Genomic DNA, 23,826 nt, shown 5'->3' with positions numbered 1-23,826 from the left:
GTTCCGTGTGGCAGGTGAGCATAAAGTACTCTTGCGTGTCTTAAGGGGTGAAGGAGGCGATATGTCGGAGCTTTCTCCATCTCGCCGTTTTGTGGGCATCTCCCGGCTCGTACGGCGCTTGCCGTGACCGAGGGCGAGGAGATCGGTCCCCTCGGGCCGGAGCTGCTCCGCTGCCACCGGGAGCACTTCACCGGTGTGCTCCACGTCGACGGCACCCCGGGCGGGACGGTGACGCTGCGCAACGGCCGCGTCGTCGCCGCCGCCACCCCCGCCGCACCCGGCCCCGAGGTGCTGCTGCTGCGGTCGGGACGCGTCACCGAGGACGAGTGGACCCGGGCCTACGACGCCGCGATGCCGTCCGGCCGGCTCGCCGCCGAGCTCGCCGGGCGCGGCCTGGTCGGCGAGGCCGGGGTCGAGGTGGTGTGCCTGCTCGCGATCGCCGACGCCCTGTTCGCCATGGCCGCGTACGGCGCCGAGTCGGTACGGCGTGCCGCCGCGGACGCGGACGAGATCCCGCCGCCCCTGCCGCTCGATCCCGGTGTCGACGCCCGGCGGCTCGTGCGCGAGACCGCCCGCCGGATGCGGGCCGCCGCCGCGTGGGCCGAGCTCGGGGTCACCGTGCGCAACCGGCCCCGGCCCGCCGCCTCCCCGCCCCGGTCGCGGGTCGCCCCGGACCCGCTGCAGCGCCACGTGCTCGAGGCGGTGAACGGCCGCCGTACCCCGCGGGACATCGCCTTCGCCGTCGGGCGCGGCCTGTACCCGGTGCTCGGGGAGATCGCCCGGCTGGTGCGCGAGGGGCTGCTCGACGCGGGCGTGCCGATCGCCGCCCCCGGACCGGCGGAAGGTCCGGCGGGGCTGCCCCGGCGGCGGCGCGGCGCAAGTATGATCAACGAGATGTTGCCCCGGCCTCGGGCAGGCGGTCCGGTCCGGCTGCGCCGCCTGCGTGCGATCACCTCCCTTCCCCCGGTCCCCGCATCCGACGGTTCGGAGGAGAAGCCGGACGAGCGGGACGGCGGATGAGCCCATACCGATTTCGGTTGCCATAGTTGGCGTGCGGCGAGGGAACTGAAACCATTGGCAGAGAGGGTGCAGCGATGAGCTACGAAGCGGTTGTTGCCGAACTACTCGCCTTGCGCGAACAGGTGACCGGTGTGACCGAATCGGCCGTGGCCGCGGTCGACGGGTTGCTCGTCGCCGCCGACACCGAGATCGTCCGGCCGGAGGTGATCTCCGCGCTGGCCGCGACCGCGCTCGGCCTCGGCAAGCGCGCCGGCTACGAGACCGGTCTCGGCGACCTGCGCGAGGTGGTGATTCGCTGCAGCCGCGGATACGTGGTGGTGTACGCCATCCGCGAGGAGGGCCTGCTCGTCGTCGTGGGCGACGAAGGGCTCGACCTGGCCCGGCTGCACGTGGTGTCCCGGCAGACCGTGGAACGGCTCGCCGCCCTCCTGGTCGAAGAGTCGCCGCGCAGCGCCTGACCTCGCGTACGGCCCGGCGTGCGCGCCGCCGGCACGCCCGCCCTCGCCGCGTCCCCCGGCGATCGCGGCGGAGCGCGCATGCCGTGACCTCGCACCGCGCGGCCGGCGCGGCGCCGCCGTACCGCCGCGCGTGAGTCCCTTTTCGGCGTGCCGTACCTCCGTGGCGGGCACGGCCGCGACCGGGAGGCCCCGCCCGCTCACCGGTTCGGACGATCCGGCCCGCCGCGGTCCGGCACCAGGCGCTCCGCCTCCGTGCACAGCGCCATCACCAGCAGCAGCTTCAGCGGCAGGTCCGGATCCAACGGCCCGTCGAGATCGTCCTGCGGGCGGCCGCGCCCGCCCGCTTTCCCGGGGTCGCACACGCGCCTCACCGTTCCCTTGACGTCTCTGCAAACGCGTCCTGTCACGAACCGAAGACGCGGCGTACCGCCTCCCGGTTGGCGCACGGTTCCCAGGCGGCATCGGGTTCGGGCAGGATCGGGACCGTGACAACCGAACGGATCGCCCCGCCGTACGTCGCGGGGGAGCGCGAGATGCTCACCTCCTGGCTCGACTGGCACCGGGAGACCCTCGCGCTCAAATGCGCAGGCCTGTCCGAGGCGCGGCTGCGCGAGCGCGCCGCACCGCCCTCCACCCTCTCCCTGCTCGGGCTGGTCCGCCACATGGCCGAGGTGGAGCGTGCCTGGTTCCGGCGCACCCTCGCCGGGGAGGACGCCCCGCCGATCTACTACGGCCCCGACGACCCCGACGGCGACTTCGACCACGTCGACACCGCCTCGGTGAGCGAGGCGTTCGCCACCTGGCGGGCCGAGGTCGAGTACGCCCGCAAGATCGTCGCGGCCCAGCCCGACCTCGAGGTGACCGGCGTCAACAAGCGCACCGGCAAGACCGTCTCGCTGCGCTGGATCCTCGTCCACATGATCGAGGAGTACGCCCGGCACAACGGGCACGCCGACATCCTGCGGGAACGCATCGACGGCAGCACCGGCGTCTAGCGGCCGGGGCCGTCACGACCGCCGACCCGGGCGCGGACACGCGAAGGCCCGCGGGCGTCGAGCGCTCGCGGGCCAGGATCTTCCCGTCCGGGTCCGGCTCACCTGTGCGACGGCGCCGCCGCGCCGCCTCAGCGCCGCACCTCCTTGCGCAGGGAGGCCCAGAACTCGGCGTCCACCGTGTCACCGCCGAGCGGCGACTGCGGCCCGCCGGGGAAGGCGGCGGGGCCGGGCCGGCGCGACACCGCCGGACGCGGCGCGGTCGTGGTGGCCTGCTCGAAGCTGCGCATCCGCCGCGTGGAGAACATGAAGCGCACCACCAGCCCGATGCCGACGGCGACCATGCAGCCCGAGTAGCTGAGGATCACCCACAGCGCACCGGGACGCCCGGCCGTCAGCCCGTGCACCACCGCGATCGGCCAGCAGATGTAGGCGACGCTGTGCAGCAGCCGCCACACCCACGGCTTGGGGTGGAACCTCACCCGGAGGATGCCGATCGCCACGATCATGACCATCAGGTAGCCGGCCACGGTGCCGAGCCCCACCGCGACGGAGCCGACGAACGGGAGCACGCCCTCGATCGCCGCCGCCTTCGAGGCCGCGACCTTGGTCACCACGTGCACGAAGAGGAAGCCGACCCCGATGAACGCCATCGCCCGGTGGATGAGCTGCAGGGCGACGCGCATCCGGATCGAGACGATGAGGCGGTCGGTGCAGGCCAGGCCGAACATGACCGCGTTGCTGAGGGAGACGAGGACGACCACGCCGGCGTACCGCTCGAGGAAGCCGAACACGGTCACGGAGGGGCCGTTGAGGATGGGAACGATCAGTACGGCCAGGAGGATCAGTATCGACGCGATGAACGGCCAGCCCGGAAGGGCGGGCGTCCCGGACACCTGACCTTGTCGCATGTCCTTCATACCGTCCTTGTGGATGGTGGGGGCGAGGAGGGGGTGCCAGCCCGAGATCGCTGAACCACGCCGCGATGACACTACCGCCCCATGGGCCTCTTTGGTACGCGAACGTTACAGAAAACCGGTTGCGTCATTTACATTGCATTCCCTCCAGAGGGCAGGCCGGTGTCGCGCAGGGCCCGCCCGTGGGCCCGCGCATCACGGAGATCGGCGTCCATGCGCAGGTACGGCTCCGCCCCGGCCGGCGTTCAACGGAATCGGCGCGACCGGCGGGAAATTCGGGCCGCGCCCGGGCGGGCGGACGGCGGCGGGGCTGCCTCGGACCCCGGCCCCGGCGGCGCGGCCGCGCGGGGCCGCGCACGCTCAGTCCGGAAGCGGGCGGCCGTTCTCCAGGTAGAGGGGGTGGCCGAGCCGGCGGGCGGCGAGGGCCGCGGTCACCCGGGCGGCGAGGCGGCCGATGAGCAGCCCGGGGATCTCCTCGACCGGGTGGAAGTCGTAGCCCGCGAGCTCGTCGTCGGCGAGCCGTACGTCCTGCCGGGCGGTGCTGCTGAGCACGCCCCCGTCGAACAGGAAGAGGACCTTGTCCCCCTCGGCCGGGTGCGGCGCCCAGTCGACGACGAGCAGCCCGCCGATGGCGGGCTCGATGCCGAGCTCCTCCCGGACCTCCCGGCGGCACGCCTGGTACGGCGTCTCGCCGGGCTCGACGTACCCGCCCGGGAGGTCGCGGTGGTCCTTGTAGCGGGGCTGGACGAGCAGCAGGCGGTCGTGCTCGTCGAAGAAGAGCGCGCCGGCGGCGGCGCGCGGGGTGGCCATGGGCGGGGTGTCGTGTGCCGTCACCGCATTCACCTGAGGGGGACGTGTCGGAGGGCGGGTCGGAGGGCCGGGGCCCGGAATCAGGCGACGTGGAGCCTCCGGGCGAGGTCGGCGAGGCGGCGGTCGGGCCTGCCCCTGCGGCGGCGCATCCATCCCAGGACGAGCTGCCGGCTGAGGTAGTGGCGGCGGACCTGCTCGGGGGCGATGCGCTCGGCCTCGAGGAGGGCGTCGAGGGCCTCGTCGGTGCGGTTCCACCGGCTGTAGGCCTGGGCGACGGCGATGCCGTGGCGGGCGCGGCGCTCCACCGGCATGCCGCTGGTGTCGAGGCCGGGGCCGAGGTCGATGGCGATCTGGATGTCGCCGAGCTCGACCGCGGTGGCGACGCGGTGGATGGCGACGTTGGTGGGCCCGAACGCGGTCCACACGTGGTTGGCGTCGCCGCCGAGCCGCCGGGCGGCCGCGTCGGCCCGGTCGAGGTAGGCGCGGGTGGTGGCGCGGTCGTCGGCCCGGGCGGCGGCCATGGAACCGCACAGCAGCAGCGTGCCGTACACCGAGAGCAGCTCGGGGGTGGGGCGGGACAGCTCCCGCTCGAGCATGCCTGCGGCGTGCGCGGTGAGCTGGGAGGCGGCGTCGAACCGGTTGTTGGCGATCAGCGCGTAGGTGACCGACCGCAGCAGCGAGGCGATCACCACCTGGTCGCCGGAGTTCTGGGCGTGGTTGAGGCCGCGTTCCGCGGCGATCCACGCCAGGTCGGTCTCGCCGATCTTGACGAGGATGGCGGCGGCGGCGTGGTACGCCTGCCCGAGCACCCGGTGGGCCTCGGCCCGCTCGTCGCCGGTCGCGGCGGCCGCGGCGTGGTGGGCCTCGGCGAGCAGCGGCGGCAGGCGGCGGATCATCAGGCCGTAGCGCGACGCCTGGTACGCCTCCCACACGTCGGCGACGTCACGGCGCAGCTCGGCGAGGGGCGGGGGATCGTGGGCCCGGGCGAGCGCGGCGACGGGGGTGAGGTGGCGGTAGTCGGTGATCGCCGCGCGCAGGGCGGGGACGGTGCGGTCGCCGCTCTCGCCGGTCCAGTCGGTGAGCGACGGTTCGGCGAGCAATTCGCCGACGGAAACGTCGAGGGCGGTGGCGAGGCTTTTGATGACCGAGAGCCGGTCGAGCTCTATCCTGTCGTTCTCGACTTTGCTCAGCCAATCCGGGGTGCGGTTGACGAGCCCGGCCAACACCTCCTGTGACATTCCGCGACGGCGGCGATACCATGCGATACGCTCGCCGAACGACAAATGATCCGTCATGCCCCGCATGCTTATGAACCTTGCCTAAATCCGCCCGAGAACCCCGGAATTATTTTCCGGGATGCCGCGTCCGCCCCGCTCTAGTGTCCCTGACCGGCAGGAGAAACGTCCATTGCGCAGATGAAAGGGGCGGTAGGGACGGATATGCCGCCATTCCGGAACCATATTCGGGCGCCGTACCCGGCGGCCCGCCCCGCAGGGCCACGGGGGCGGGCGGACGACCGTGTCACCTGCGGTGATCGGGTACGGGACGCCCGGAGGGGCCGGGCCTCCGGCCGGGGGACGCGGCCGAGGCGGCGGCCGGTCCGTCGTGCGGATATCGATCACTTATCGATCATCGATCGGGGTGTACGGCCGGCGACGACCGGTGACTCCGGCCCGGCCTCACGAGCGGGAAACCCGGCATGCAAATGGTGACCGTGGGACGGGAGCGGGCGAATGGCGAGAACTTCTCGCATTCGCTTCCGGAGACGCCGGGGAATATCGATGTGCCGGCGCCGAACATGGCCCGCGTGCACGACTGGTTCCTCGGCGGTAAGGACAACCACCCGGTGGACCGCGAGGCCGGGGAGAGGCTGCTGGCCCGCCACCCGGCCGTGCGGGCGGCGGCGAAGGCCGACCGGGCGTTCCTGCGGTGGACGGTCCGCCACCTCGTGGAGGCCCACGACATCCGCCAGTTCCTCGACATCGGCTCCGGGCTTCCCACCCAGGGCCACGTGCACGAGGTCGCCCGCCAGGTGGCCCCCGAGGCGCGCACCGTGTACGTCGACAACGACCCGGCGGTGGTCGCCCAGGCGCGGGCGATGCTCGCCCTCGACCCGCGCACCATCGTGGTCGAGGCGGACGTCCGCGAACCGGTCCGGCTGATCGACGAGGTGATGGCGTCCGGCAACCTCAACTTCAACCGGCCGATCGCCCTGCTCCTCGTCGCGATCATGCACCTGGTCCGCGACGACGAGCACCCCGCCGAGGCGGTCGCCACCCTGGTCGCCGAGCTCGCCCCCGGCTCGATGCTCGTCATCTCCCACCTGCACCGCGACCCGCGGCGGTGCGACGCTCCCGCGCCCGCCGGCCGGGAGCCCGCCGCGTGGGCGATCGCCCGCACCGAGCCGGAGATCGCGGCCCTGTTCGCCGGCACCCGCCTGGCCGAGCCCGGCCTGCGCCCGGTGGGCGACTGGCTGCTGACCACCGGCGCGATCGCCGGGATCGGCGCCGACGACCCCGACCGGGCGGCCGTACTGACCGTCCCGGTGCTCTGCGGAATCGGACGCAAGGACTGAAGACGTTGGGCCTTCCGGCCCGTCAGGCCCGCACGCCCTGGGCGCGGAGGGGGGAAATCACCTCGGGGCGTGCGCGCGGTGGCACGCGGGCCCGGCCATCGCCCAGCCGGCCGGCCGCGTGCCACCGCATCCACCGCGCCCTCCGCCGCGTCGCGTTCGCGCGGCGCGGCTTCGCTGTCGTGCGGGAGACCAAGAGGCGGGCGTTCACGGCGGGCGGGCTCGGGAGACGGTTCCCCGTTCAGCGGCCCTGGCACCGGGTGAAGGCCGCGGGCCCCGGTGGGCCGTCCGGCCTGATGGACCTGATGGAAGAGAGAGTGGGGCGACTGGGACTTGAACCCAGGACCGACGGATTATGAGTCCGCTGCTCTGACCGGCTGAGCTATCGCCCCGTCAAAAACGGTTTGACCTGCGCATTTCACAGGCCAGAGAGAACCTACCACGGATACGTACGCAGAGCACAGCATAGTATTCACCGCACCGCTTGCGGCCACGGAAGGACGGTCCGGCCGTCCGGCTCGCCGGTCCGGCGCGCGCACCGCCCCCGAACGGCGAGGGCCCGCGCATCGGCGACCACCACCGCATCGAGGTACGACGGCCGGGGAGGTACGGCCCGGCGCGCGACCATGGTCACCTTCCGGAAGGCGGGCCTTTGAGGTGGTGGCCTGCGAATTTACCCAGGCCTGCGGGACTCGTTGGCTCGCCGTGGGGGTAGAGGAGTCATTCTGACGGGTAAGGCCTTCGGGCGCCAGGGGGTGGTGGAGTGCTCGGCGAGCTGCTGAAGGCGAGCCAACTATGCGACTTCGACCACCTTCCGGCGCTGATCGCGCGGCACGCCGCCGCCGAGGGACTGCTCGACGCCCGCGTCTACCTCGCCGACCGGCAGCAGCAGGTGCTGCGGATGCTGGGGGAGGGGCCGGACTGGTCCCCGGAGAAGGGCCAGCTCGACATCGACGGCACGCTCGCCGGGCTCGCGTTCCGTGAGGTCGAGATCGTGGGCCCGTACCGCACCGCGGAGGAGGCGGCGGCGGGCGAGCCGTACCGCTTCTGGGTGCCGGTCCTCGACGGCACCGAGCGCATCGGCGTGCTGGAGGCCCGCTCGCCGCGGGACGACCGGCGCGTGCGGGAGCTGCTATCCGGCCTCGCCGCGCTCGTCGGCATGCTCATCGTCAGCAAGCGGATGCACAGCGACACCTACGCGCGGGTGACCCGTACCCGCGCGATGACGCTCGCCGCCGAGGTGCAGTGGCACCTGCTGCCGCCGCTCGCCTTCGCCAACGACCGGGTCACGATCGGGGCGGCGATCGAGCCGGCGTACGAGGTGGGCGGCGACGCGTTCTCCTACGCGGTGAGCGGGCGCACCCTCTTCCTGTCGATCTTCGACGCGATGGGGCACGACACCTCGGCCGGGCTCACCGCGAGCATCGCGATCGCGAGCTGGCGCGGCCACCGGCGCGCCGGGATGGGCCTCGCCGACATCAGCATGGCGATCCAGGAGGACGTCATCGAGCAGTTCGACGGGGAGCGGTACGTCACCGGCGTGCTGTCCCGGATCGACCTCGACACCGGCGAGCTGACCTGGGTGAACCGGGGCCACCCGCCGCCGCTGCTGGTCCGCGGCGGCCGCTGGGTGGACGTGCTCGACAGCGAGCCGACGCTGCCGATGGGGTTGCGGCTGCCGGAGCGGCCGCGCGAGCACCGCCGCCGCCTCGAACCGGGCGACCGGCTGCTGTACTACACCGACGGCATCACGGAGGCCCGCGATCCGAAGACCGGGGAGCCGTTCGGCATGGAGCGGTTCGTCCGGTTCATCGTCCGGCACGCGGCGGGCGGCCTCGCCGCGCAGGAGACGCTGCGGCGGCTCATGCAGGACATCCTGCGCCACCAGAGCGGGCGGCTGCAGGACGACGCGGCCGTGCTGATCGCCGAGTGGAAGGGCGACAGCTCCCAGATGACCTTCGACTCCGGGTACGGCCCGGCGGACGACGTGGCCGCCGGTGGCCTGGGCGTGGGCCCGGGTGGCCGGGGCCGCCGCGGGTCCGGCATACGGCCGCCCGGCACGAGGCGGTGACCCGGCCGGGGTGCGGACGGTTCCCGGTGCCGCACCCCGGTCCGGTGGCCCGGCCCGCGCCGTACGGCACGGGCGGTGCCTCGGGCCACGCCGTCCGGCACCGCCTTGGCCGTGCCTCCGGCGCTCGGGCGCCTTCGGCCGTGCCTCGGTTCGCGGCGGCCGTCAGGAGCGCCGGTCCTCGCCGCGGTCGGCGGCCTCCGGGCGCGGCCGGTTCGGGCGGCGCGGCTTCGGCGCGTCCTTCGGGGTGAACTGCGCCAGGTCGTGGATGCCGAGGGACTTCTCGACGTCGGCGACGCGCGAGACGAACCTGGCGTAGCCCATCGGGCCGAACCGGCGGAACTCCTGCTCGCGCAGCTCCTCGCTGAGCTCGTAGAACTCCCGGGGCGGCGTGATGGCGCGGAACGTCGGGAAGATCTCGGTGTCCTCGCGCGCCTCATGCGGTTGGTACATCCGGATGAAGGCGGACATGGTATCGACGATCTTCTGCCGGTCGCGCGCCCCGATCTTGCGGGCCGGGGTGTTGTCGAGCGGCAGCAGCTCGCCGGTGAGGGCGCGGCCGGCCGCGTGCTGGGTGAGCAGCACGTCGATCGTGGCGGTGTGCCTGCCGGCCCGGAGCAGCGCCGAGAACAGGTGCCGTTCCTCGACGTGCTCGTGGTGGTCGTGGATGAGCTCGCGGATCACGCCCGCCGCGGTACCGATCTCCTTGTGCGGGACCGGCTCGCCCTTCTTGATCCGCCGGATCGCCTCGCGGTAGACGAGCAGGACGCGGTTGAGCAGGCCGTGCTCGCGCATGAGGTCCTCCGGCGGGCTGAGCGGCAGCTCCCGCGTCGCCGACGCCGCCGTGCCGCCGGCGATGCCGCCCGCCAGGGCGATGAGCCCGCCGCCCGCAGCCGCCGTGGTCAGCCCGACCAGGCGCCGCCTGTCCAGCCGCACGTCCGAATCAGCCACAGTCACTCCCATGCGTAGTCGTTTGATCACGGAGAGTGTAGACGGGGAGGATTCGGACGGCTCATCGCCACGCCCGGCGAGTTGTGCGGCTGTTGTTTGCTTGATTGAAACTTTGCGGCCTATGTGGCGGATGTGGGTCACGGGTACGGTGGGGAGAACGGCGGTCGTCGGGCAGACTTCCCCTGCAACCCCTGCGGGCCGAGTCCTCGGCCGCTTGCGCGAGGCGGCCGTACGCCCGCCCGCAGGGGGTCGCCGTTCCGGTCGCGGGCTGCGGCGCGAGCCGTACCGCCCGCGGCCGCGCCGACGCCGAGACCGGCGGGCCCGGCTGACCGGGGGACGGCGCGCCGGGTCACTCCTCCTCGGGCTTCCACACCCTCCGCACGTCGTCGGCGAGTGAGGCCGCCTGGTTCAGCCCGGCGTGGAAGGCGGGCCCCCACAGGCGGGGGTCGAGCACGTTCACGCCGAACACGGCGCGGGCCGCCTCGTCGGGCACGACGCTGAGCACCCGGGCGTCGCCAAGCGCGGCCAGCTCGGCCCGGAGCCGCTCGCGCGGCCACACCGCGGCGAGCGGCTCGAGGATCACCACCGACGACGCCCCGGCGGCGAGGTCGGCGTTGACCGGCGAGCGCACGCCGCCGTCGATGTACCGGCCGTCCCCGATCGTCACCGGGGGGACGAAGCCGGGGACGGCGCAGCTCGACGCCACCGCCAGCACCAGCGGCACCCCGGAGTCCTTGTCCCAGACGACGAACTCGCCGGTGTGCGCGTCCACGCAGGTGATCTTGAGGGGCCGCTCGGGCCACTGGTGGATGGGCAGCCGCTCGAAGACCTTCCGGGCGCGCTCCTCGCTCGGCACGTTCCGCGCGGCGAGGGCGAGCTCGCCGATCCGGCGCCGGGCCTCCTTCGGCTCGAGCGTGGGGTCGAAGAGGATGCCGAAGGCGGCGGTGATCGACTGCGGATCGGGCCCGGGCCCGAGCGCGTCCCGGTCCGCCCCGGCCTTGGCGGTGGCCGCGATCTGGGTCTCGATCGCCTGCTCCAGATCGGCCCCGGTGGCCACGAGCGCGCCGACGACCGAGCCGGCCGAGGTGCCGACGATGAGATCGGCGTCGGAGAGGTCGACCCCCTCCCGGATGAGGCCGTGGATCACCCCGACCTCCCAGGCGATCCCGGCAACCCCGCCGCCGCCCAGGACCAGTGCCTTGCTCATGCCCACCTCCGCCGTAGAACATTGCTCGGTGAGCCAGCCTAGGCGACCCCATGCTCCCCGGGGAGGCCCTCCCGCCTTCTATGCTGTCACCGGCGGGGACGGACCTACGGGGGGCGGCGGCTTGGGCGATGAGCGACAGGGCGGCACGGTGCTGCGGACACAGGAAACGCCGGCTTCACGCGACGGGGGTGGCGTCATCAAGCGGCGGACGGCGCTGAGGCGCTGGCGTGACGCCGTACGGGCCAATCCCGCCGGGCGCCTCACGCTGAAGATCGTCGTCGGGGTGATCGGCACGGCGATGGTCGTCGGCGGGCTGATCATGGTGCCCTTCCCCGGCCCGGGCTGGCTGGTGGTCTTCGGCGGACTGGCGGTGCTCGCGACCGAGTTCGCCTGGGCACATCACGTGCTGCAGTTCGGCAAGAGACTGCTCGGTCTGTGGACACGGTGGCTCGTACGGCAGAGCTGGCCTGTCCGGATCCTCGTCTCCGTGGTCACGTTCGCCATCGCAGGCGCGATCGTCTGGGCCTCGGTCTGGCTGACGCTCGGCGTCAACCTGGTCGTGGAGGGACTGCGGTTCGTGAGCCGGTGAGGTCGGCCGGGGGCGGATCGCCCAGGGCGCTCCGCCCGCTGCGTCCCCGGACGCCGCATGCCGGGTCGCGCATCCCCGGGCGCCGGAGGTCGCCCGTGGCGTGCCCGCGGGCCGCCCGTGGACGCCGCACCCGGTGCGTGACCGGCCGCTACAGGTAGAGGCCGGTGCCGTGGTCGGTGTGCTGGGTGGCGATGGCGTGCAGGTCGCGCTCGCGCATCACGAGGTAGACCTCGCCGTGGATCTCCACCTCGTACTGGTCCTCGGGGTTGAACAGGACCTTGTCGCCGACCTTCACCTGGCGGGCGCCCGCGCCCACACCGCAGACCAGGCCCCAGGTGAGCCGGTTGGCCATCTTGACCGTGGCAGGGATGACGATGCCCGAAGTACTCCGCCGCTCCTCCGGGTCGCGCTCGACCTTGATCATGACACGGTCGTGGAGCATCTGTATCTCGAACTTCGGTTCTGTCACGCTGGAAGTTTATGTGGACGAGCCGCCCGCGTGGGGAGGGGTCGGCGTCGACCGCGTTCGCCCGGGCACGGTACGGAGTCGCCCGGCCCGGCCACAGGCGCCGCGTTCCCGGTCGCTTCCGGGCGGCGTGGCCGGGCGTCTCCGGCCGGCCGTACGGCGGCGCGGAATCGGGCTTGCCTGATCGTCTCACCTTGCTGACCTTTTTCTCCCGACCTAGGCGAGTTGCGAGCATGCTGGTTCCATAGGGAGAACCAGTGTCGCGGCGGGCGCGGGAGGCGTATTGGTCCAACGGGGCGAGATCCACCCCCACGATCACCACCCCACCACCGATTCGCCGGGACGCCGGTCGTCTGAGGCGCGGTCCCGTGGAAACACATCCTTCATGGGGCAGTGCCTGAACGTCCGCTACCTCGACCGGATCCCGGCCAAGGGCATGTTCGTCGTGGGCGCCGACGTCGTGCCCGGCCGCTACGTGTGCCGCACGCCCGGGAACGGCCGCTGGATCCGCTACCCGGGCGGGAACGCCGCCCCGGTGGCCGGGCGGCCGGACGCGCCCGGCGAGGCCGAGGTCGTCATCGAGAGCGGCGACGTCGCGTTCCAGACCCACATGCCCGGCGACTGGCTGCGCGTGGGCGCGCCCGGCGTGGAGGACGAGGACGACGGGGTCCTGCCCGTGGTCGACCCCGACCTCGGCGAGGACCTCGCCGCCCGGCTGCGGGCCCGCCCCGACCTGCTGCGGCACGTGCGCACCGGCGCGCCGTGGGCGGGCGAGCGGTCGCGCCCGCACGGCGGCGACTGGCTGCGCCTCATCGTGCTTCTCCTCCTCGCCGTCTTCATGCTCGGCGGCGCGGCCGGCGTGGACCTCTCGCCGCTGGTCTTCGTCGCCCTCGCCGCGGCCGGCGCCGCGCTGTACGGCCTGCGGCGCGGGGCCTGGCAGCGCCGCTTCGGCGAGGTGGCCGCGGTGGCGAAGGCGAACCCCGACCGGTTCTGCCTCCCCGGGGACCTGGACGACCGCGGCCGGGCGCTGCTCCGCCGCGCCCAGGAGGCGATCCGCCGGGTGCGCGAGTCCGATGTCGCCCGCGCCGGGCTGCTCGAGCCCGGGGAGAACGCGGTCACCCTGCCCCGGCAGGAGTGGCAGATCGCCAAGACGCTGCGCAAGGTCGCGCAGCTGCGCGAGGACCAGCGCCGCCTGGTCGCGGAGGGGGTGGCCCCGCAGGCGGAGGAGGCGCTGCGCCCGCTGCGCAAGGCCCTCGACGACGTCGAGGCCTCGGTCGCCGCCCGGGTGGAGGCGCTCGAGCGGTACGCGGAGCGCACCGCCGAGGCGGACGCGGCCTACCGGGCGCACGCCCAGGTCGCGCGGGTCGCCGACCGGGCCGCCGAGTACCAGGACCTGCTCGCCGAGACCGTCGCCGACGAGCTCGCGGTCTCCGAGATCGACCGCCTCGCCCGCAACGCCGCCGACCTGAAGAAGGCGCTGCAGGAGAGCCTCCGGGCGGCCCAGCAGGCGGCCGTGGAGCTGCCCCGGCCCGACGAGCCCTGACGGCCGGCCACGGGGCCTCCCTCCCCGCCCACGGCCCCCGCACGCGACGGCAGGCCTTCTCACCGGCATTCATTGTCATGGATCGCACGTGCGGCTGCACGTGCACCTGTAAGTGAATCCGCACGCGAACCGGCAGGTGAATCCTTACGTACGCGCGCACGCGCCGAAGGCCGCGCCGGGCCGTGGAGGTGTGCGGAGGAACGGATCGCCGTGCCGGTTCGGCGGGCGGGCTCGGTGCGCCGGCCTCAGTACGCGGCGGTCACCGAGGAGATCTCGGAGAGCGGGAACTCAAGGTAGTCGCCGGCCTCCTCGCACCAGGCCTCCAGCACGTTGCGGCGGAGCTCGCCGTGGCTGATCGTCGCGGTGATGCCGTCGGTGAGGGTGATCATGGCCCGGGCGCCGCGGTCGACGACGCTGCCGAGCAGGGACTGCTGGGCGGTGGGGAGACGGGTGGCGAGGCGGCCGATCACCGCCCAGGTACGGCCCTGCGGCTCCTCGCGGGCGCGGGCGCGCAGCAGGCGGCGGGCGTGCTCGCGCGGGTCCGGGGGCGGGTCGGCGATCGGGATCGGGGTGGACTCGAGCTCGGCGACCCGGCCGCCGGGCAGCAGGATCAGCTTGCCGCCGCCCGCGGGCTCCCGCCGTACCGTGATCTCGCCGGTGTCGTCGACCGGCACCGGGGAGTACCCGGCCTCGCGCAGCGCGGCGAGCGTGCGCTCGGCGGGCACCGAGCTGGCGAGCACGGTCGGCGCGAGCTGCCGCAGGCCCAGCCGGGCGAGCCTGCGGTGCGCCGCGATCTCGGCGAGCAACGCGGGATCGGAGCCCTGGATGATGCACGCCACCGTGGTCACGGTGACCTCGCCGTGCCGCCGCGCCACGTCCCGGATGAGCCGGGTGAGCGTCTGCGGCAGCGCGCCCACCTGGGCGAGGTCGGCGATCAGGCCGTCCGCGGTGTGCCCGGCGTCGAGGGCCCGCCGTACGCTCGCCGGCGAGAACCGCCACACCGAGGCGGATCCCCGGGTCTCCCGGTCCGCGGCCCGGTCGAGCAGCGCGGCGAGCTCGGCCGACGGCGGGCCGGTGACCACCGCGGTGAGGTCGGCGCCGAACTGCGCGGTGCGCTGCGCGCTCGCCAGCGCCTTGGTGGAGCGCTCGATCAGCTGCGGGTCGTGCTCGACCTCGGGCACGTGCTCGTCCTGCTCGGACCCGGCCACCCCGGACAGCCGCGCCAGGGCGCGTCCCAGCGGGGTCACCGCGTCCCCGGCGATCACCCCGAGCAGCCGCCCCTCCTCGAGCACGGCGGGGCAGCACCGGGCGAGCAGCGTGCGGTCGAGCAGCGGCGCCCGCCAGTGCACGGCCTGCACCAGCTCGGGCATGGTGGCGAACGTGGTGCCCTCGGGCAGCGAGGCGAGCGTGGAGAGCACGGCCCACCGGATCCGCGCCACGGTCTCGCCGCTCGGTTCGTCCCCCAGGACGGTCGGATATCGGCCGTCCTGGCGGCGTAACAAGGAGGAGCGCTCCATCCGCCACCAGGCGGCGAGCAGCACCCGCAGCCGGGCGGGCGCGTCCTCGAGGCGCCAGGCGTCGAACCGCTCGGTGGGCACCAGGCCCCCGGCCGCCTCGTCCACGGCGAGCAGCCGGGCCACCGCGCACACCTCCAGCAGCAGCCGCGTCTCGGCCTCGGTGCCGCCGGTCTCCCGGGCCACCCGCCGCACCTCGCGCACCCCCACGCCGCCGGTCTTCAGCAGCGGCAGCGGGGTCTTGTCGGTGTTCTCCAGCAGGGCGGCGGCCCGCTCCACGGCGCGCGGCGCGGCCAGGCACATCGCCTCCTCGACCGCGGCGAGGTCCACCCGCACCGTCGCCACCTCGGGCGGCTGCGGGGTGAACGGCGCGTGGTAGTCGGGGCCGCGCAGCGCGAGCGCCACCTCGCGCGGCATCTCGGCGAGGTCCCACCGGGTGCGGAACAGCAGCGCGCGGTCGGCCGCCCACTTCTCCGGCGTGCCCTCCACCGCGAACCGGTCGCCGTCCACGGTGCGCACCGGCCCGTCCCAGGCGAAGTCGTCGAGCAGGCCCAGCGTGCCGTCCGGCGCCTCGGCGAGCAGCGCGTGCAGCCGGTCCGGGTCCTCGAGCACGCCGCGGATCCGGGCGATGAGCTGGCGTTTACCGCCCTGCGCGGACAGCCCGAGGCGGCGGCTGATCCGGCGCAGCTCCTCCAGGTTGAGCGTCCAGGTCTCCAGATAGAGGGCGAGCGGGTCGCCCAGGCCGTACGGCGCGGTCCACGTGCGGGCGACCGCGTCGGCGAGGTGGATGCGCCCGTCCGGTCCCGGCCAGGCGAGCGCGTGGTCGTACACCTGCTCCAGCCACGGCTGCACCGTGCTCCTGCTCACCCCCAGGAAGCGGGCGAGCTCGTCCTCGGTGGCGCGGTCCCCGATCACCAGGCAGGCCTGCAGCAGCTCCAGCGGGGGCAGCGGCAGGGTGCGCATGACCTCGAGCACCGCGCGGGGGTCGGTCAGCCGCTCGGCGAGGGCCTCGAGGCGCCGGGGCCACGGGGCGGCGATGGCGTCGGGGCGGTTCGCGAGGATTCGGGTGAGCCGGTCTTCGTCGAGGGTCGTCAGCCAGCCGAGCAGGTGATCGTCCATCACAGATCTCTCATGCGTCTTCCGGGACCGACCAGAAAGCCACCGTAATGCAGATCACCAAGGTGCGGGATCTGCCTGCCGTAATCGACACCCATTCCGCACCCGCCGGTCACACCCCGGGTGTCGCCCCGGCGCGGCCGGCGTGACGGGACGGCCGCGTACGGCACGGCTCCCGTCGGAAGCCCCGTCATGAGCATGCTCTCCACGGGTCGGAACGGGTCGATACGAGCAGGGTGCAGGTGGGTGGGTACGCCTGGCGGCGGGAACTCCTCCGCCCGCCGCACCCGTCGCCCGGCCGGTCCGGGCGCACGGTCCCTCGCGCCTCGCGGACGTGGGCGGCTGTTCCCGTTACCGGGAACTGTTCTCTACTTCGCGACCTTCGTCAATGCTCTTCGGCGAAGCCCGGAAAATCGTCGGACGCAGGCGTCCCACCATGCTCACGAAGATCATCAGAAGCACGCCGCGGCGGTCCCGCCGCCGGGCGCGGAGGCGTCGAGCACGGCCCAGACCGCCTTGCCGTACGGGGCGATGGGGGACCAGCCCCAGCGCACGCTGAGCGAGTCGACGATGTGCAGGCCGAGGCCGCCGGGCTCCAGCGGGCCGGAGTCGCGCATCACCGGTACGGCACGGCCGGGGTCGGCGATGGCGCAGGTGAGCAGGTGGCCGCGGCGGACCAGGGAGAGCCGGATCGGGTCGGCCGGCCACCGGACGGCCGGGGCGATCCCGTGCCGCAGCGCGTTGGTGGCGAGCTCGGAGACGACGAGGTTGACGCCGTCGGCGAGATGGCCGAGATCCCAGCCGCGCAGCGTCCCGGTGGTGTACGCGCGTGCCGTGTGCACCGACTCGGCGCGGGCCGGCAGCGCGAACGTGGCGCTCGCGGCGGGCACCTGGACACGTCCCCCGAGCAGGTCGCGGGCGCGGTCGGGCCACCAGCCGAGCGAGGGCCACCAGTCGAAGACCCGGGTGCCCGCGCCACGCGTCAGGGATCGCATGTGATCGATGATGGTGCACTCTCATGTGCAATTGCAAGAGCGAATGCACGTGCAGAGGCCGCGTGCACGCGCTACCGTTGGAGCATGGAACCCTGAACCGAAAGGGGAGCCCACGCGCGATCTTTGACAGACTGTGTGATGCAGTCCACAACCGGAGGAAAGTGACGTGTCCATAGATCCGCCTGGTTCCGGCTCCACAGTTCGGCGCATCATGCTCGGTGCCAGCCTTCGCCGGCTGCGCGAGCAGAAAGGGCTCACCAGAGAGGTCGCCGGATTCCACATCCGGGCCTCGGAGTCCAAGATCAGCCGGATGGAGCTCGGCCGGGTCGGATTCAAGACACGCGACGTCGAGGACCTGCTCACGCTCTACGGCGTCGTCGACGACGAGGAACGCCGTAACCTGCTCGAGATGGTCCGTGAGGCGAACACGCCGGGCTGGTGGCACAAGTACAGCGATCTGCTGCCGAGCTGGTTCACGACCTACGTGGGCCTGGAGGAGGCCGCGAACGTGATCCGCACCTACGAGGTGCAGTTCATCCCCGGTCTGCTCCAGACGGCGAACTACGCCCGCACGGTCATCCGGCTGGGGTATCCGGACGTCCCCGAGGAGGAGATCGACCGCCGCGTGCACATGCGCATGAAGCGGCAGGAGCGGCTCACCCGGAAGGACGGGCCGAAGCTGTGGGCGGTGATCGACGAGGCCGCGCTCCGGCGGCCCATCGGCGGCCCGGAGATCATGCGGGAGCAGATCCAGCACCTGCTTGACGTCTCCACGCTGCCGAACATCACCATCCAGGTGATGCCGTTCAAGTACGGCATGCACGCCGCCGAGGGCGGGGCGTTCACGATCCTTCGGTTTCCAGAGTCCGATCTACCGGACGTGGTCTACGTCGAGCAGCTCTGGGGTGCCTTGTACCTGGACAAGCGGGAGGACGTCGACCCGTACCTCACCGCGATGGAGCAGCTGTGCGTGGAGAGCACCACGCCAGGGGGCACCGCCGAGATACTCGGGGAAATTCTCAGAGAGATGTAGATGCAGCAGACGTACAACGGGATGCCGGCCAGCGCAATCCGCGGGGTTCGGTGGCGCAAGAGCATCCGCAGCAACTCGACCGGCAACTGTGTGGAGCTCGCCGAGCTTCCCGACGGGGGGATCGCCGTCAGGAACTCCCGGGACCCGGAGGGCCCGGCCCTGATCTATACCCGTGAGGAGTTCCGCGCCCTCATGCTGGGGGTCAAGGACGGCGAGTTCGACAACCTGCTGGCGTAACACGCATTTAACATTGCCCGCATCCGATTAACGCGGGTGCGGTGGACGTGTAACCAGGATCTTCGTCGAGTCCGGCACATTGGGGATCGTCCATCGTGTGCGACGACGCGCGGTCGGACGACTGGCAATGGACGACATCGTGGGGGCCCCAATGCTGGATCGGATGACGCTCTATCCCGTGGCCGACGACGTGCTGTTCGCACCGGGCGGCCGGGTCGTGATCCGTACCTACGGCGTGGCCACACCGGTGGAGCCGGCCACGGGGGAGACGGGGGAGCGGCACGCGATCGCGTACCGCACCTGGGTGACCGGGATCCGGGAGCAGCCGCGGTACTGGCGGTGGGGTCACTTCGAGGACGCCCGCCGCGGGCACCGCAAGGTGCTGGAGTGGCTCACCGGACGCGGGCCGCAGCCGGCCGCCGCCCGCTGAGCCGTCGGCCGGCACCCGGGCGCGAAACCGGGTGCCGCCGCCTGTGACGACGCCCCGGCGCCCCACCCGGCGCCGGGGATCCCGGACCGTTCCCGCCGCACGCACGCCACCCGCCGAGGCGTTCCCGTTCCCCCGCGAGGGCACGCCTGGGCGCCGTACGGCGCGCCTGCACGGCGGTACGCCGCACCGTGGCGTGAGGTCCGGAAAGGCCGCGGCCGGGCCGGTCACAGGCCCTGCACCGGCACGTTCCACCGCCGGATCACCGGTTCGCCGTGCTCGAAGCCGAGCACGCCGATCGATCCCGTGTCGAGCCGGAACAGGCGGCCGTCGCGCGGCTCCAGGCCGAGCCAGCGCGCGGCCAGCACCCGCAGCAGGTGGCCGTGCGCGACGATCGCCACGTCGTGCCCGGCCACGACGGGCCGTACCCGGGCGATGACCCGGTCGGCCCGCGCGCCGACCTGCTCGGCCGTCTCGCCGGGGTGATCCGCGTCGCCGGGGATCACGCCGTCCCGCCACAGGTACCAGCCCGGCCGGGTGCGGCGGATCTCGGCCGAGGTCACGCCCTCGTACCCGCCGTAGTCCCATTCCCACAGGTCGGGGTCGAGCCGTCGTTCCGGCGTGCCCGGCCCCGGCTCGGGCGTCTCGGCGCCGTCCGGCAGCAGGCCGGCGAGCTCCGCGGTACGGCGGGCCCGCCGCGCCGGGCTGACCAGGACGAGGGCGAAGGAGCGGGCCTTGAGCACGGGCGCGAGCAGCCGTGCCTGCTCCTCGCCGCGCGCGGTGAGCGGCACGTCGGTGCGTCCGGTGTGCCGGTGGTCACGGCTCCACTCGGTCTCGCCGTGCCGGATCACGAAAAGTTCTGCCATATGTGACCATCATGCCCGCCGTCCGGTTCGCCATGGCCCGCGGACCAGGCGGCGGCCTTCGGCTTGCCCCCGCGCCCCTGCCGCGCCGTGCCCGCTCGCCGGGGCCGCCCTGGAGCGCGGGCCCGGGGGTTGGTAACGTGCCAGTCAAACGCGACGTACAGCGAAGTCCGGTGCGAGTCCGGCGCTGTCCCGCAACTGTCAAGCCCCCGTCGTGGGGACGAGCCAGGTCGCCTGTGCGCCGCGTCGACGACATCAGCCCTCGTGGAAAAGGGTGATCCGTCGCGTACGGGTCCCTCGATTCCCGGCAACCGACCCCTGTGGAGGACTCTCGTGAGGCCCGTACGGCTGGCCTTGGCGAGCGCGTTGCTGGTGATCCTCGGACTGGCCGCGTGCGGCCAGGCGCAGGATCCCGCACCGTCCGCCCCCTCGTCCGCATCCGCGTCGTCCGCCGCGTCCGCGTTCCCCGTCACCGTCGAGGCGGGCAACGGGCAGGTCACCATCGAGCGGCGGCCGGAGCGCATCGTCTCCCTCTCGCCCACCGCCACCGAGACCCTGTTCGCCATCGGCGCCGGGCCGCAGGTCGTCGCCGTGGACGAGCGCTCCAACCATCCCCCCGAGGCGCCGAAGACCTCGCTGTCGGGGTTCAAGCCGAACGTCGAGGCGATCGTCGAGTACAAGCCCGACCTCGTCGTGATCGCCAGTGACATCGACGACATCGCCGCCAAGCTGAGCAAGGTGAACGTGCCGGTGCTGGTCGAGCCGTCCGCCACCGACTTCGACGACGCCTACGACCAGATCCTCGACCTCGGCACGGCGACCGGCAACGCCGACCGCGCCCGGCGGCTCGTCGACGAGATGCGGCGCGAGCTCGACCGGCTCGCCGCCGAGGCGCCCAAGGAGAAGAGGCTCAGCTACTACCACGAGCTCGACGTCACGCCGTACTCGGTGACCTCCAACACCTTTATCGGGCGCGTCTACGGCCTGTTCGGGCTCGTCAACATCGCCGACAGGGCGCCGGACGCGGCCGGCGGCTACCCTAGGCTGTCGGCCGAGTTCATCGCCAAGGCCGACCCGGACCTGATCTTCCTCGCCACCACCAAGTGCTGCGGGCAGAACCGGGACACCCTCGCCAAGCGGCCCGGCTGGTCCGGCCTGTCGGCGATCAAGAACGACCGCGTGATCAACCTCGACGACGACATCGCCTCGCGCTGGGGGCCGCGGGTCGTGGACCTCGCCCGCACCGTGAGCGACGCCGTGCGCAAGGCGGCCGGCTGAGCCATGGGCGGGGCGACGTCCGGCGAACGCGTGACCGGTGGCTGACCGATGGACCACGGGATGCGCGCGCCGGTGGTGCCGGCGCGGCGGTCGCTGCTGCCGCCGCTGCTCGTCTCGGTGGTGCTGCTCGCCGCCGCCATGGTGGCCGGGCTGCTCACCGGCGCCGCGGACATGCCGGTCCGCGGCGTGCTGCTCGCGCTGCTCGACGGCCTGCCGTTCGTCTCCGTGGACTCCGGGCTCGCCCCGGTGGAGCGGAGCCTGCTGCTCGAGCTGCGGCTGCCGCGGGTGCTCACCGCGGTGGCCGTGGGCGGGCTGCTCGCCGTCGCCGGGGCCGGTTACCAGGGGGTGTTCCGCAACCCGCTCGCCGACCCGTACCTGCTCGGCGCCGCCGCCGGGGCCGGGCTCGCGGTCACCCTCGCCGTGGTGTTCCTGCCGGGCGAGGCCGGGGTGGCCGCGATCCCGGCCGCCGCGTTCGCCGGCGCGGTCGGCGGCGTGCTGCTCGCCTACGCGCTCGGCCGCAGCGCGGGGCGCGGCGGTACGGCGACGCTCGTGCTCGCCGGGGTGGCGGTGATGTCGTTCCTCACCGCGGTGCAGACGTTCGTGCAGCAGCTCAAGGTGGAGGAGCTGCAGCGCGTGTACGCCTGGATCCTCGGCGATCTCGGCGGGAGCTGGGAGCGGCTCGGCATGATCGCGCCGTACGCGGCGGTCGCGGCCGTCGCCCTGCTGCTGCACGGGCGGCTGCTCGACGTGCTGTCGGTCGGCGACGAGGAGGCGGCCGGGCTCGGCGTGCACGTGGGCCGGGTGCGGCTCGTGGTGCTGTTCGCCGCCTCGCTCGCCACCGCCGCCGCGGTCGCGGTGAGCGGGCTGATCGGGTTCGTCGGCGTGGTGGTGCCGCACGTGGTGCGGCGGCTCGCCGGTGGCTCGTACCGCATGGTGCTGCCGCTGTCGCTGCTCGGCGGGGCGGCGTTCCTCGTCGCCGCCGACCTGGTGGCGCGCACCGTGCTGGCCCCCGCCGAGCTGCCCATCGGCGTGGTCACCGCGTTCGTCGGCGCGCCGTTCTTCGTGGCGATCCTCCGCGCGACCCGGCCGGTGGGGACATGACCGCGCCCGCCCGCCGCCGCCCTCCGGCGCCCGCCGCGGCCGGTGCCGCGCACGCCGCCACGGGCGCGGGTGCCCCGCGTGGCGTGCCCGCCGCGCCGGGCGGGCTCGTGGTCGACGATCTCGACGTCGCGCTGGACGGCACGCCGGTGCTCTCCGGCGTCCGGCTCACCGTGCCCGGCGGCAGCTGGCTCGCGGTGATCGGGCCGAACGGGGCGGGCAAGTCCACCCTGCTCAAGGCGATCCTCGGGCTCGTGCCGTACACCGGGACCGTGCTCGTCGACGGCGAGCCCGCGCACGCCCGCACCCTGCGCGAGCGGGCCCGGCTCGTCGCCTACGCGCCGCAGACGCCGTCGCTGCCGCCGGACATGACGGTGTTCGAGTACGCGCTGCTCGGCCGCACGCCGTACCTGTCCTATCTGGGGTGGGAGAGCCGCGCCGACCGGGAGATCGCCGCCGCGGTGCTCGACCGGCTCGGGCTCGGCCCGCTCGCCCGGCGCAGGCTGGGCCGGCTCTCCGGCGGGGAACGCCAGCGGGTCGTGCTCGCCCGCGCCCTCACCCAGCAGGCGCCGATCCTGCTGCTCGACGAGCCCACCACCGCGCTCGACCTCGGCCACCAGCAGCAGGTGCTCGAGCTCGTCGACCACCTGCGGCTCGCCGACGGCCTCACCGTGGTCACCACCCTGCACGACCTCAGCCTCGCCGGCCAGTACGCGGACACGGTGCTGCTACTGTCGCAGGGCCGGTCGGTCGCGTCCGGGCCGCCCGCCGAGGTGCTCACCGAGGCGTCGCTCGCCGAGCACTTCGGCGCCCGGGTGCGCGTCGACGCCGGTCCGGGCGGGCGGCCCCTGGTGCACCTCGTCCGCCCGGACGGCGACCGGTGAGCCGGGGAGAGGCAGGGACCAGGTGGAGGAGCGCCGGTGGGGGAGGAGCGCACAAGTCAGGCGGCACCGCACGGGGCCGGGGCGGTGGCCCGGCCCGCGATGACCCTGGACTACCGGCAGGAGGACGGGCAGCGGCTCGCCTCGCTGCTGTGGCGGTTCGGCCCCGGCTGGCGCATGATCTCCTCGGCCGTGCTCGGCGGCGGCATCGGGCCGCGTGAGTGGGTGCTCAACGCGCAGGTGGCGAGCGGATACCGCCGCCTCGACCCGGCCGACCACCTGCGCGCGCTCGGCCCGGCCGGGCCCGGCGTCGGCATGATGACCGTCGCCTACGTCGACCGGTACGTGCGCCGCGGCGACGGCGGCGTGGAGGCGGTCGCCACCGTGGGCCTGCGCCACCCCACCTGGGCCGCCGCCCCGCCGGACGCCGCCGACCCGGTGCTGGAGCCGGGCGGGGAGCCGGTACGGCCGGCCGGACGGCCCGGCCGCGGCGGGGCCGCCCCGGTGCCGGGGACGATCAACATCCTCGTCGTGGTGCCGGTGGCGATGTCCGACGCCGCCCTGGTGAACGCGGTGATGACGGTGACCGAGGCGAAGACGCAGGCGCTGCTCGAGACCGGCTACCCCGGCACCGGAACCGCCTCGGACGCGGTGTGCGTCGCGGTGCCCGAGCACGGGCCGCAGGAGATCTTCGGCGGCCCCCGCTCCACCTGGGGCGCCCGGATCGCCCGCGCCGTGCACGCCGCCGTGCTCGAGGGCACCCGCGCCTGGTACCGCGGCCCCCGCTGACC

Annotated in this window: 24 protein-coding genes, 1 tRNA gene and 1 riboswitch; of the genes, 14 read left to right on the top strand and 11 right to left on the bottom strand. The window is 73.7% G+C overall.

Translation table 11 applies throughout. The features are described 5' to 3' along the window. Positions 1-123: 123 nt before the first annotated feature. Together FHX40_RS14595 and FHX40_RS14590 are read left to right on the top strand one after the other, a co-directional pair. Positions 124-1,020 carry a hypothetical protein gene (locus tag FHX40_RS14595; RefSeq protein WP_142260134.1) on the top strand — a complete coding sequence of 299 codons (897 nt, stop codon included), beginning with the start codon at positions 124-126 and terminating at the stop codon, positions 1,018-1,020. 74 nt (positions 1,021-1,094) lie between these two features. Further along, positions 1,095-1,478, top strand: a complete 384-nt coding sequence (locus FHX40_RS14590; protein ID WP_142260133.1) for a roadblock/LC7 domain-containing protein — start codon at positions 1,095-1,097, stop codon at positions 1,476-1,478. A gap of 197 nt (positions 1,479-1,675) precedes the next feature. Here the strand turns inward: FHX40_RS14590 and FHX40_RS25115 are convergent, their stop codons facing one another. Next, positions 1,676-1,840: a hypothetical protein gene (locus FHX40_RS25115; protein WP_170198837.1), complete on the bottom strand. Its 165-nt coding sequence runs from the start codon at positions 1,838-1,840 to the stop codon at positions 1,676-1,678. Positions 1,841-1,963: 123 nt separating this feature from the next. Between FHX40_RS25115 and FHX40_RS14585 the strand changes: the two genes are divergently transcribed. Further along, positions 1,964-2,473 carry a DinB family protein gene (locus FHX40_RS14585; protein ID WP_142260132.1) on the top strand — a complete coding sequence of 170 codons (510 nt, stop codon included), beginning with the start codon at positions 1,964-1,966 and terminating at the stop codon, positions 2,471-2,473. 128 nt (positions 2,474-2,601) lie between these two features. Here the strand turns inward: FHX40_RS14585 and FHX40_RS14580 are convergent, their stop codons facing one another. The 3 genes from FHX40_RS14580 to FHX40_RS14570 form a co-directional block, all read right to left on the bottom strand. Then, complete coding sequence (locus FHX40_RS14580; protein ID WP_142260131.1) at positions 2,602-3,390, bottom strand: ferric reductase-like transmembrane domain-containing protein; 789 nt, start codon at positions 3,388-3,390, stop codon at positions 2,602-2,604. A gap of 357 nt (positions 3,391-3,747) precedes the next feature. Continuing rightward, entirely contained in the window at positions 3,748-4,221 is a 474-nt protein-coding gene (locus FHX40_RS14575; RefSeq protein WP_306465686.1) for an NUDIX domain-containing protein, read from the bottom strand. Between the two features lie 56 nt (positions 4,222-4,277). After that, positions 4,278-5,492, bottom strand: a complete 1,215-nt coding sequence (locus tag FHX40_RS14570; RefSeq protein WP_142260130.1) for a helix-turn-helix domain-containing protein — start codon at positions 5,490-5,492, stop codon at positions 4,278-4,280. Between the two features lie 404 nt (positions 5,493-5,896). Between FHX40_RS14570 and FHX40_RS14565 the strand changes: the two genes are divergently transcribed. Further along, positions 5,897-6,772, top strand: a complete 876-nt coding sequence (locus tag FHX40_RS14565; RefSeq protein WP_142260129.1) for an SAM-dependent methyltransferase — start codon at positions 5,897-5,899, stop codon at positions 6,770-6,772. Between the two features lie 315 nt (positions 6,773-7,087). On the opposite strand, the gene FHX40_RS14560 is transcribed toward FHX40_RS14565, so the two are convergent. Continuing rightward, positions 7,088-7,161 (bottom strand) — tRNA-Ile (locus FHX40_RS14560). Positions 7,162-7,532: 371 nt separating this feature from the next. Between FHX40_RS14560 and FHX40_RS14555 the strand changes: the two genes are divergently transcribed. Further along, positions 7,533-8,840, top strand: coding sequence for a PP2C family protein-serine/threonine phosphatase (locus tag FHX40_RS14555; protein ID WP_142260128.1), 1,308 nt, complete (start codon positions 7,533-7,535; stop codon positions 8,838-8,840). A 162-nt stretch (positions 8,841-9,002) separates the two neighbouring features. On the opposite strand, the gene FHX40_RS14550 is transcribed toward FHX40_RS14555, so the two are convergent. Together FHX40_RS14550 and FHX40_RS14545 are read right to left on the bottom strand one after the other, a co-directional pair. Then, a complete protein-coding gene (locus FHX40_RS14550; RefSeq protein ID WP_170198835.1) occupies positions 9,003-9,788 on the bottom strand; it encodes a hemerythrin domain-containing protein in 786 nt (261 codons plus the stop codon). 349 nt (positions 9,789-10,137) lie between these two features. Continuing rightward, on the bottom strand, positions 10,138-10,995 hold the full coding sequence (locus tag FHX40_RS14545; protein ID WP_142260126.1) for a patatin-like phospholipase family protein: 858 nt from the start codon (positions 10,993-10,995) through the stop codon (positions 10,138-10,140). Positions 10,996-11,116: 121 nt separating this feature from the next. Here FHX40_RS14545 and FHX40_RS14540 point away from each other — a divergent pair, with 121 nt between their 5' ends. After that, complete coding sequence (locus tag FHX40_RS14540; RefSeq protein ID WP_229788329.1) at positions 11,117-11,584, top strand: TIGR02611 family protein; 468 nt, start codon at positions 11,117-11,119, stop codon at positions 11,582-11,584. Between the two features lie 148 nt (positions 11,585-11,732). Here FHX40_RS14540 and FHX40_RS14535 read toward each other — a convergent pair whose 3' ends face one another. After that, positions 11,733-12,053, bottom strand: a complete 321-nt coding sequence (locus FHX40_RS14535; RefSeq protein ID WP_142260124.1) for a GroES family chaperonin — start codon at positions 12,051-12,053, stop codon at positions 11,733-11,735. Between the two features lie 382 nt (positions 12,054-12,435). Here FHX40_RS14535 and FHX40_RS14530 point away from each other — a divergent pair, with 382 nt between their 5' ends. Next, positions 12,436-13,593, top strand: a complete 1,158-nt coding sequence (locus tag FHX40_RS14530) for an Rv1352/Rv1906c domain-containing protein (RefSeq protein ID WP_142260123.1) — start codon at positions 12,436-12,438, stop codon at positions 13,591-13,593. 245 nt (positions 13,594-13,838) lie between these two features. Here FHX40_RS14530 and FHX40_RS14525 read toward each other — a convergent pair whose 3' ends face one another. Both FHX40_RS14525 and FHX40_RS14520 read right to left on the bottom strand, forming a co-directional pair. Beyond that, positions 13,839-16,226: a helicase-associated domain-containing protein gene (locus FHX40_RS14525; RefSeq protein ID WP_142260122.1), complete on the bottom strand. Its 2,388-nt coding sequence runs from the start codon at positions 16,224-16,226 to the stop codon at positions 13,839-13,841. A 449-nt stretch (positions 16,227-16,675) separates the two neighbouring features. Beyond that, positions 16,676-17,218 carry an ATP-binding protein gene (locus tag FHX40_RS14520; RefSeq protein ID WP_142260121.1) on the bottom strand — a complete coding sequence of 181 codons (543 nt, stop codon included), beginning with the start codon at positions 17,216-17,218 and terminating at the stop codon, positions 16,676-16,678. A gap of 211 nt (positions 17,219-17,429) precedes the next feature. Between FHX40_RS14520 and FHX40_RS14515 the strand changes: the two genes are divergently transcribed. The 3 genes from FHX40_RS14515 (at position 17,430) to FHX40_RS14505 (ending at position 18,918) form a co-directional block, all read left to right on the top strand. Further along, positions 17,430-18,251 carry a helix-turn-helix domain-containing protein gene (locus FHX40_RS14515; protein WP_211350264.1) on the top strand — a complete coding sequence of 274 codons (822 nt, stop codon included), beginning with the start codon at positions 17,430-17,432 and terminating at the stop codon, positions 18,249-18,251. Beyond that, positions 18,252-18,488, top strand: coding sequence for a DUF397 domain-containing protein (locus FHX40_RS14510; RefSeq protein ID WP_142260119.1), 237 nt, complete (start codon positions 18,252-18,254; stop codon positions 18,486-18,488). Positions 18,489-18,651: 163 nt separating this feature from the next. Further along, on the top strand, positions 18,652-18,918 hold the full coding sequence (locus tag FHX40_RS14505) for a hypothetical protein (RefSeq protein WP_229788327.1): 267 nt from the start codon (positions 18,652-18,654) through the stop codon (positions 18,916-18,918). 224 nt (positions 18,919-19,142) lie between these two features. Here FHX40_RS14505 and FHX40_RS14500 read toward each other — a convergent pair whose 3' ends face one another. Continuing rightward, positions 19,143-19,781, bottom strand: coding sequence for a histidine phosphatase family protein (locus FHX40_RS14500; protein WP_142260117.1), 639 nt, complete (start codon positions 19,779-19,781; stop codon positions 19,143-19,145). A 135-nt stretch (positions 19,782-19,916) separates the two neighbouring features. Next, positions 19,917-20,066: riboswitch (adenosylcobalamin (AdoCbl) riboswitch) on the top strand. Positions 20,067-20,111: 45 nt separating this feature from the next. Here FHX40_RS14500 and FHX40_RS14495 point away from each other — a divergent pair. From FHX40_RS14495 to FHX40_RS14480, 4 genes are all read left to right on the top strand, one after another. Continuing rightward, positions 20,112-21,056, top strand: a complete 945-nt coding sequence (locus FHX40_RS14495) for an ABC transporter substrate-binding protein (RefSeq protein WP_142260116.1) — start codon at positions 20,112-20,114, stop codon at positions 21,054-21,056. A gap of 60 nt (positions 21,057-21,116) precedes the next feature. After that, complete coding sequence (locus tag FHX40_RS14490; protein WP_142261785.1) at positions 21,117-22,157, top strand: FecCD family ABC transporter permease; 1,041 nt, start codon at positions 21,117-21,119, stop codon at positions 22,155-22,157. Then, positions 22,154-23,038, top strand: coding sequence for an ABC transporter ATP-binding protein (locus FHX40_RS14485; RefSeq protein WP_142260115.1), 885 nt, complete (start codon positions 22,154-22,156; stop codon positions 23,036-23,038). Before FHX40_RS14490 ends, FHX40_RS14485 begins: the two co-directional genes overlap by 4 nt. Before the next feature lie 99 nt (positions 23,039-23,137). Next, positions 23,138-23,824, top strand: coding sequence for an adenosylcobinamide amidohydrolase (locus tag FHX40_RS14480; RefSeq protein WP_142260114.1), 687 nt, complete (start codon positions 23,138-23,140; stop codon positions 23,822-23,824). Positions 23,825-23,826: the final 2 nt, after the last annotated feature.

This window comes from Thermopolyspora flexuosa, from assembly GCF_006716785.1.
In the GTDB taxonomy this organism is placed as follows: domain Bacteria; phylum Actinomycetota; class Actinomycetes; order Streptosporangiales; family Streptosporangiaceae; genus Thermopolyspora; species Thermopolyspora flexuosa.
The sequence above is the reverse complement of the archived record's forward strand: the minus strand, read 5'-3'. Positions and strand labels throughout refer to the sequence as shown.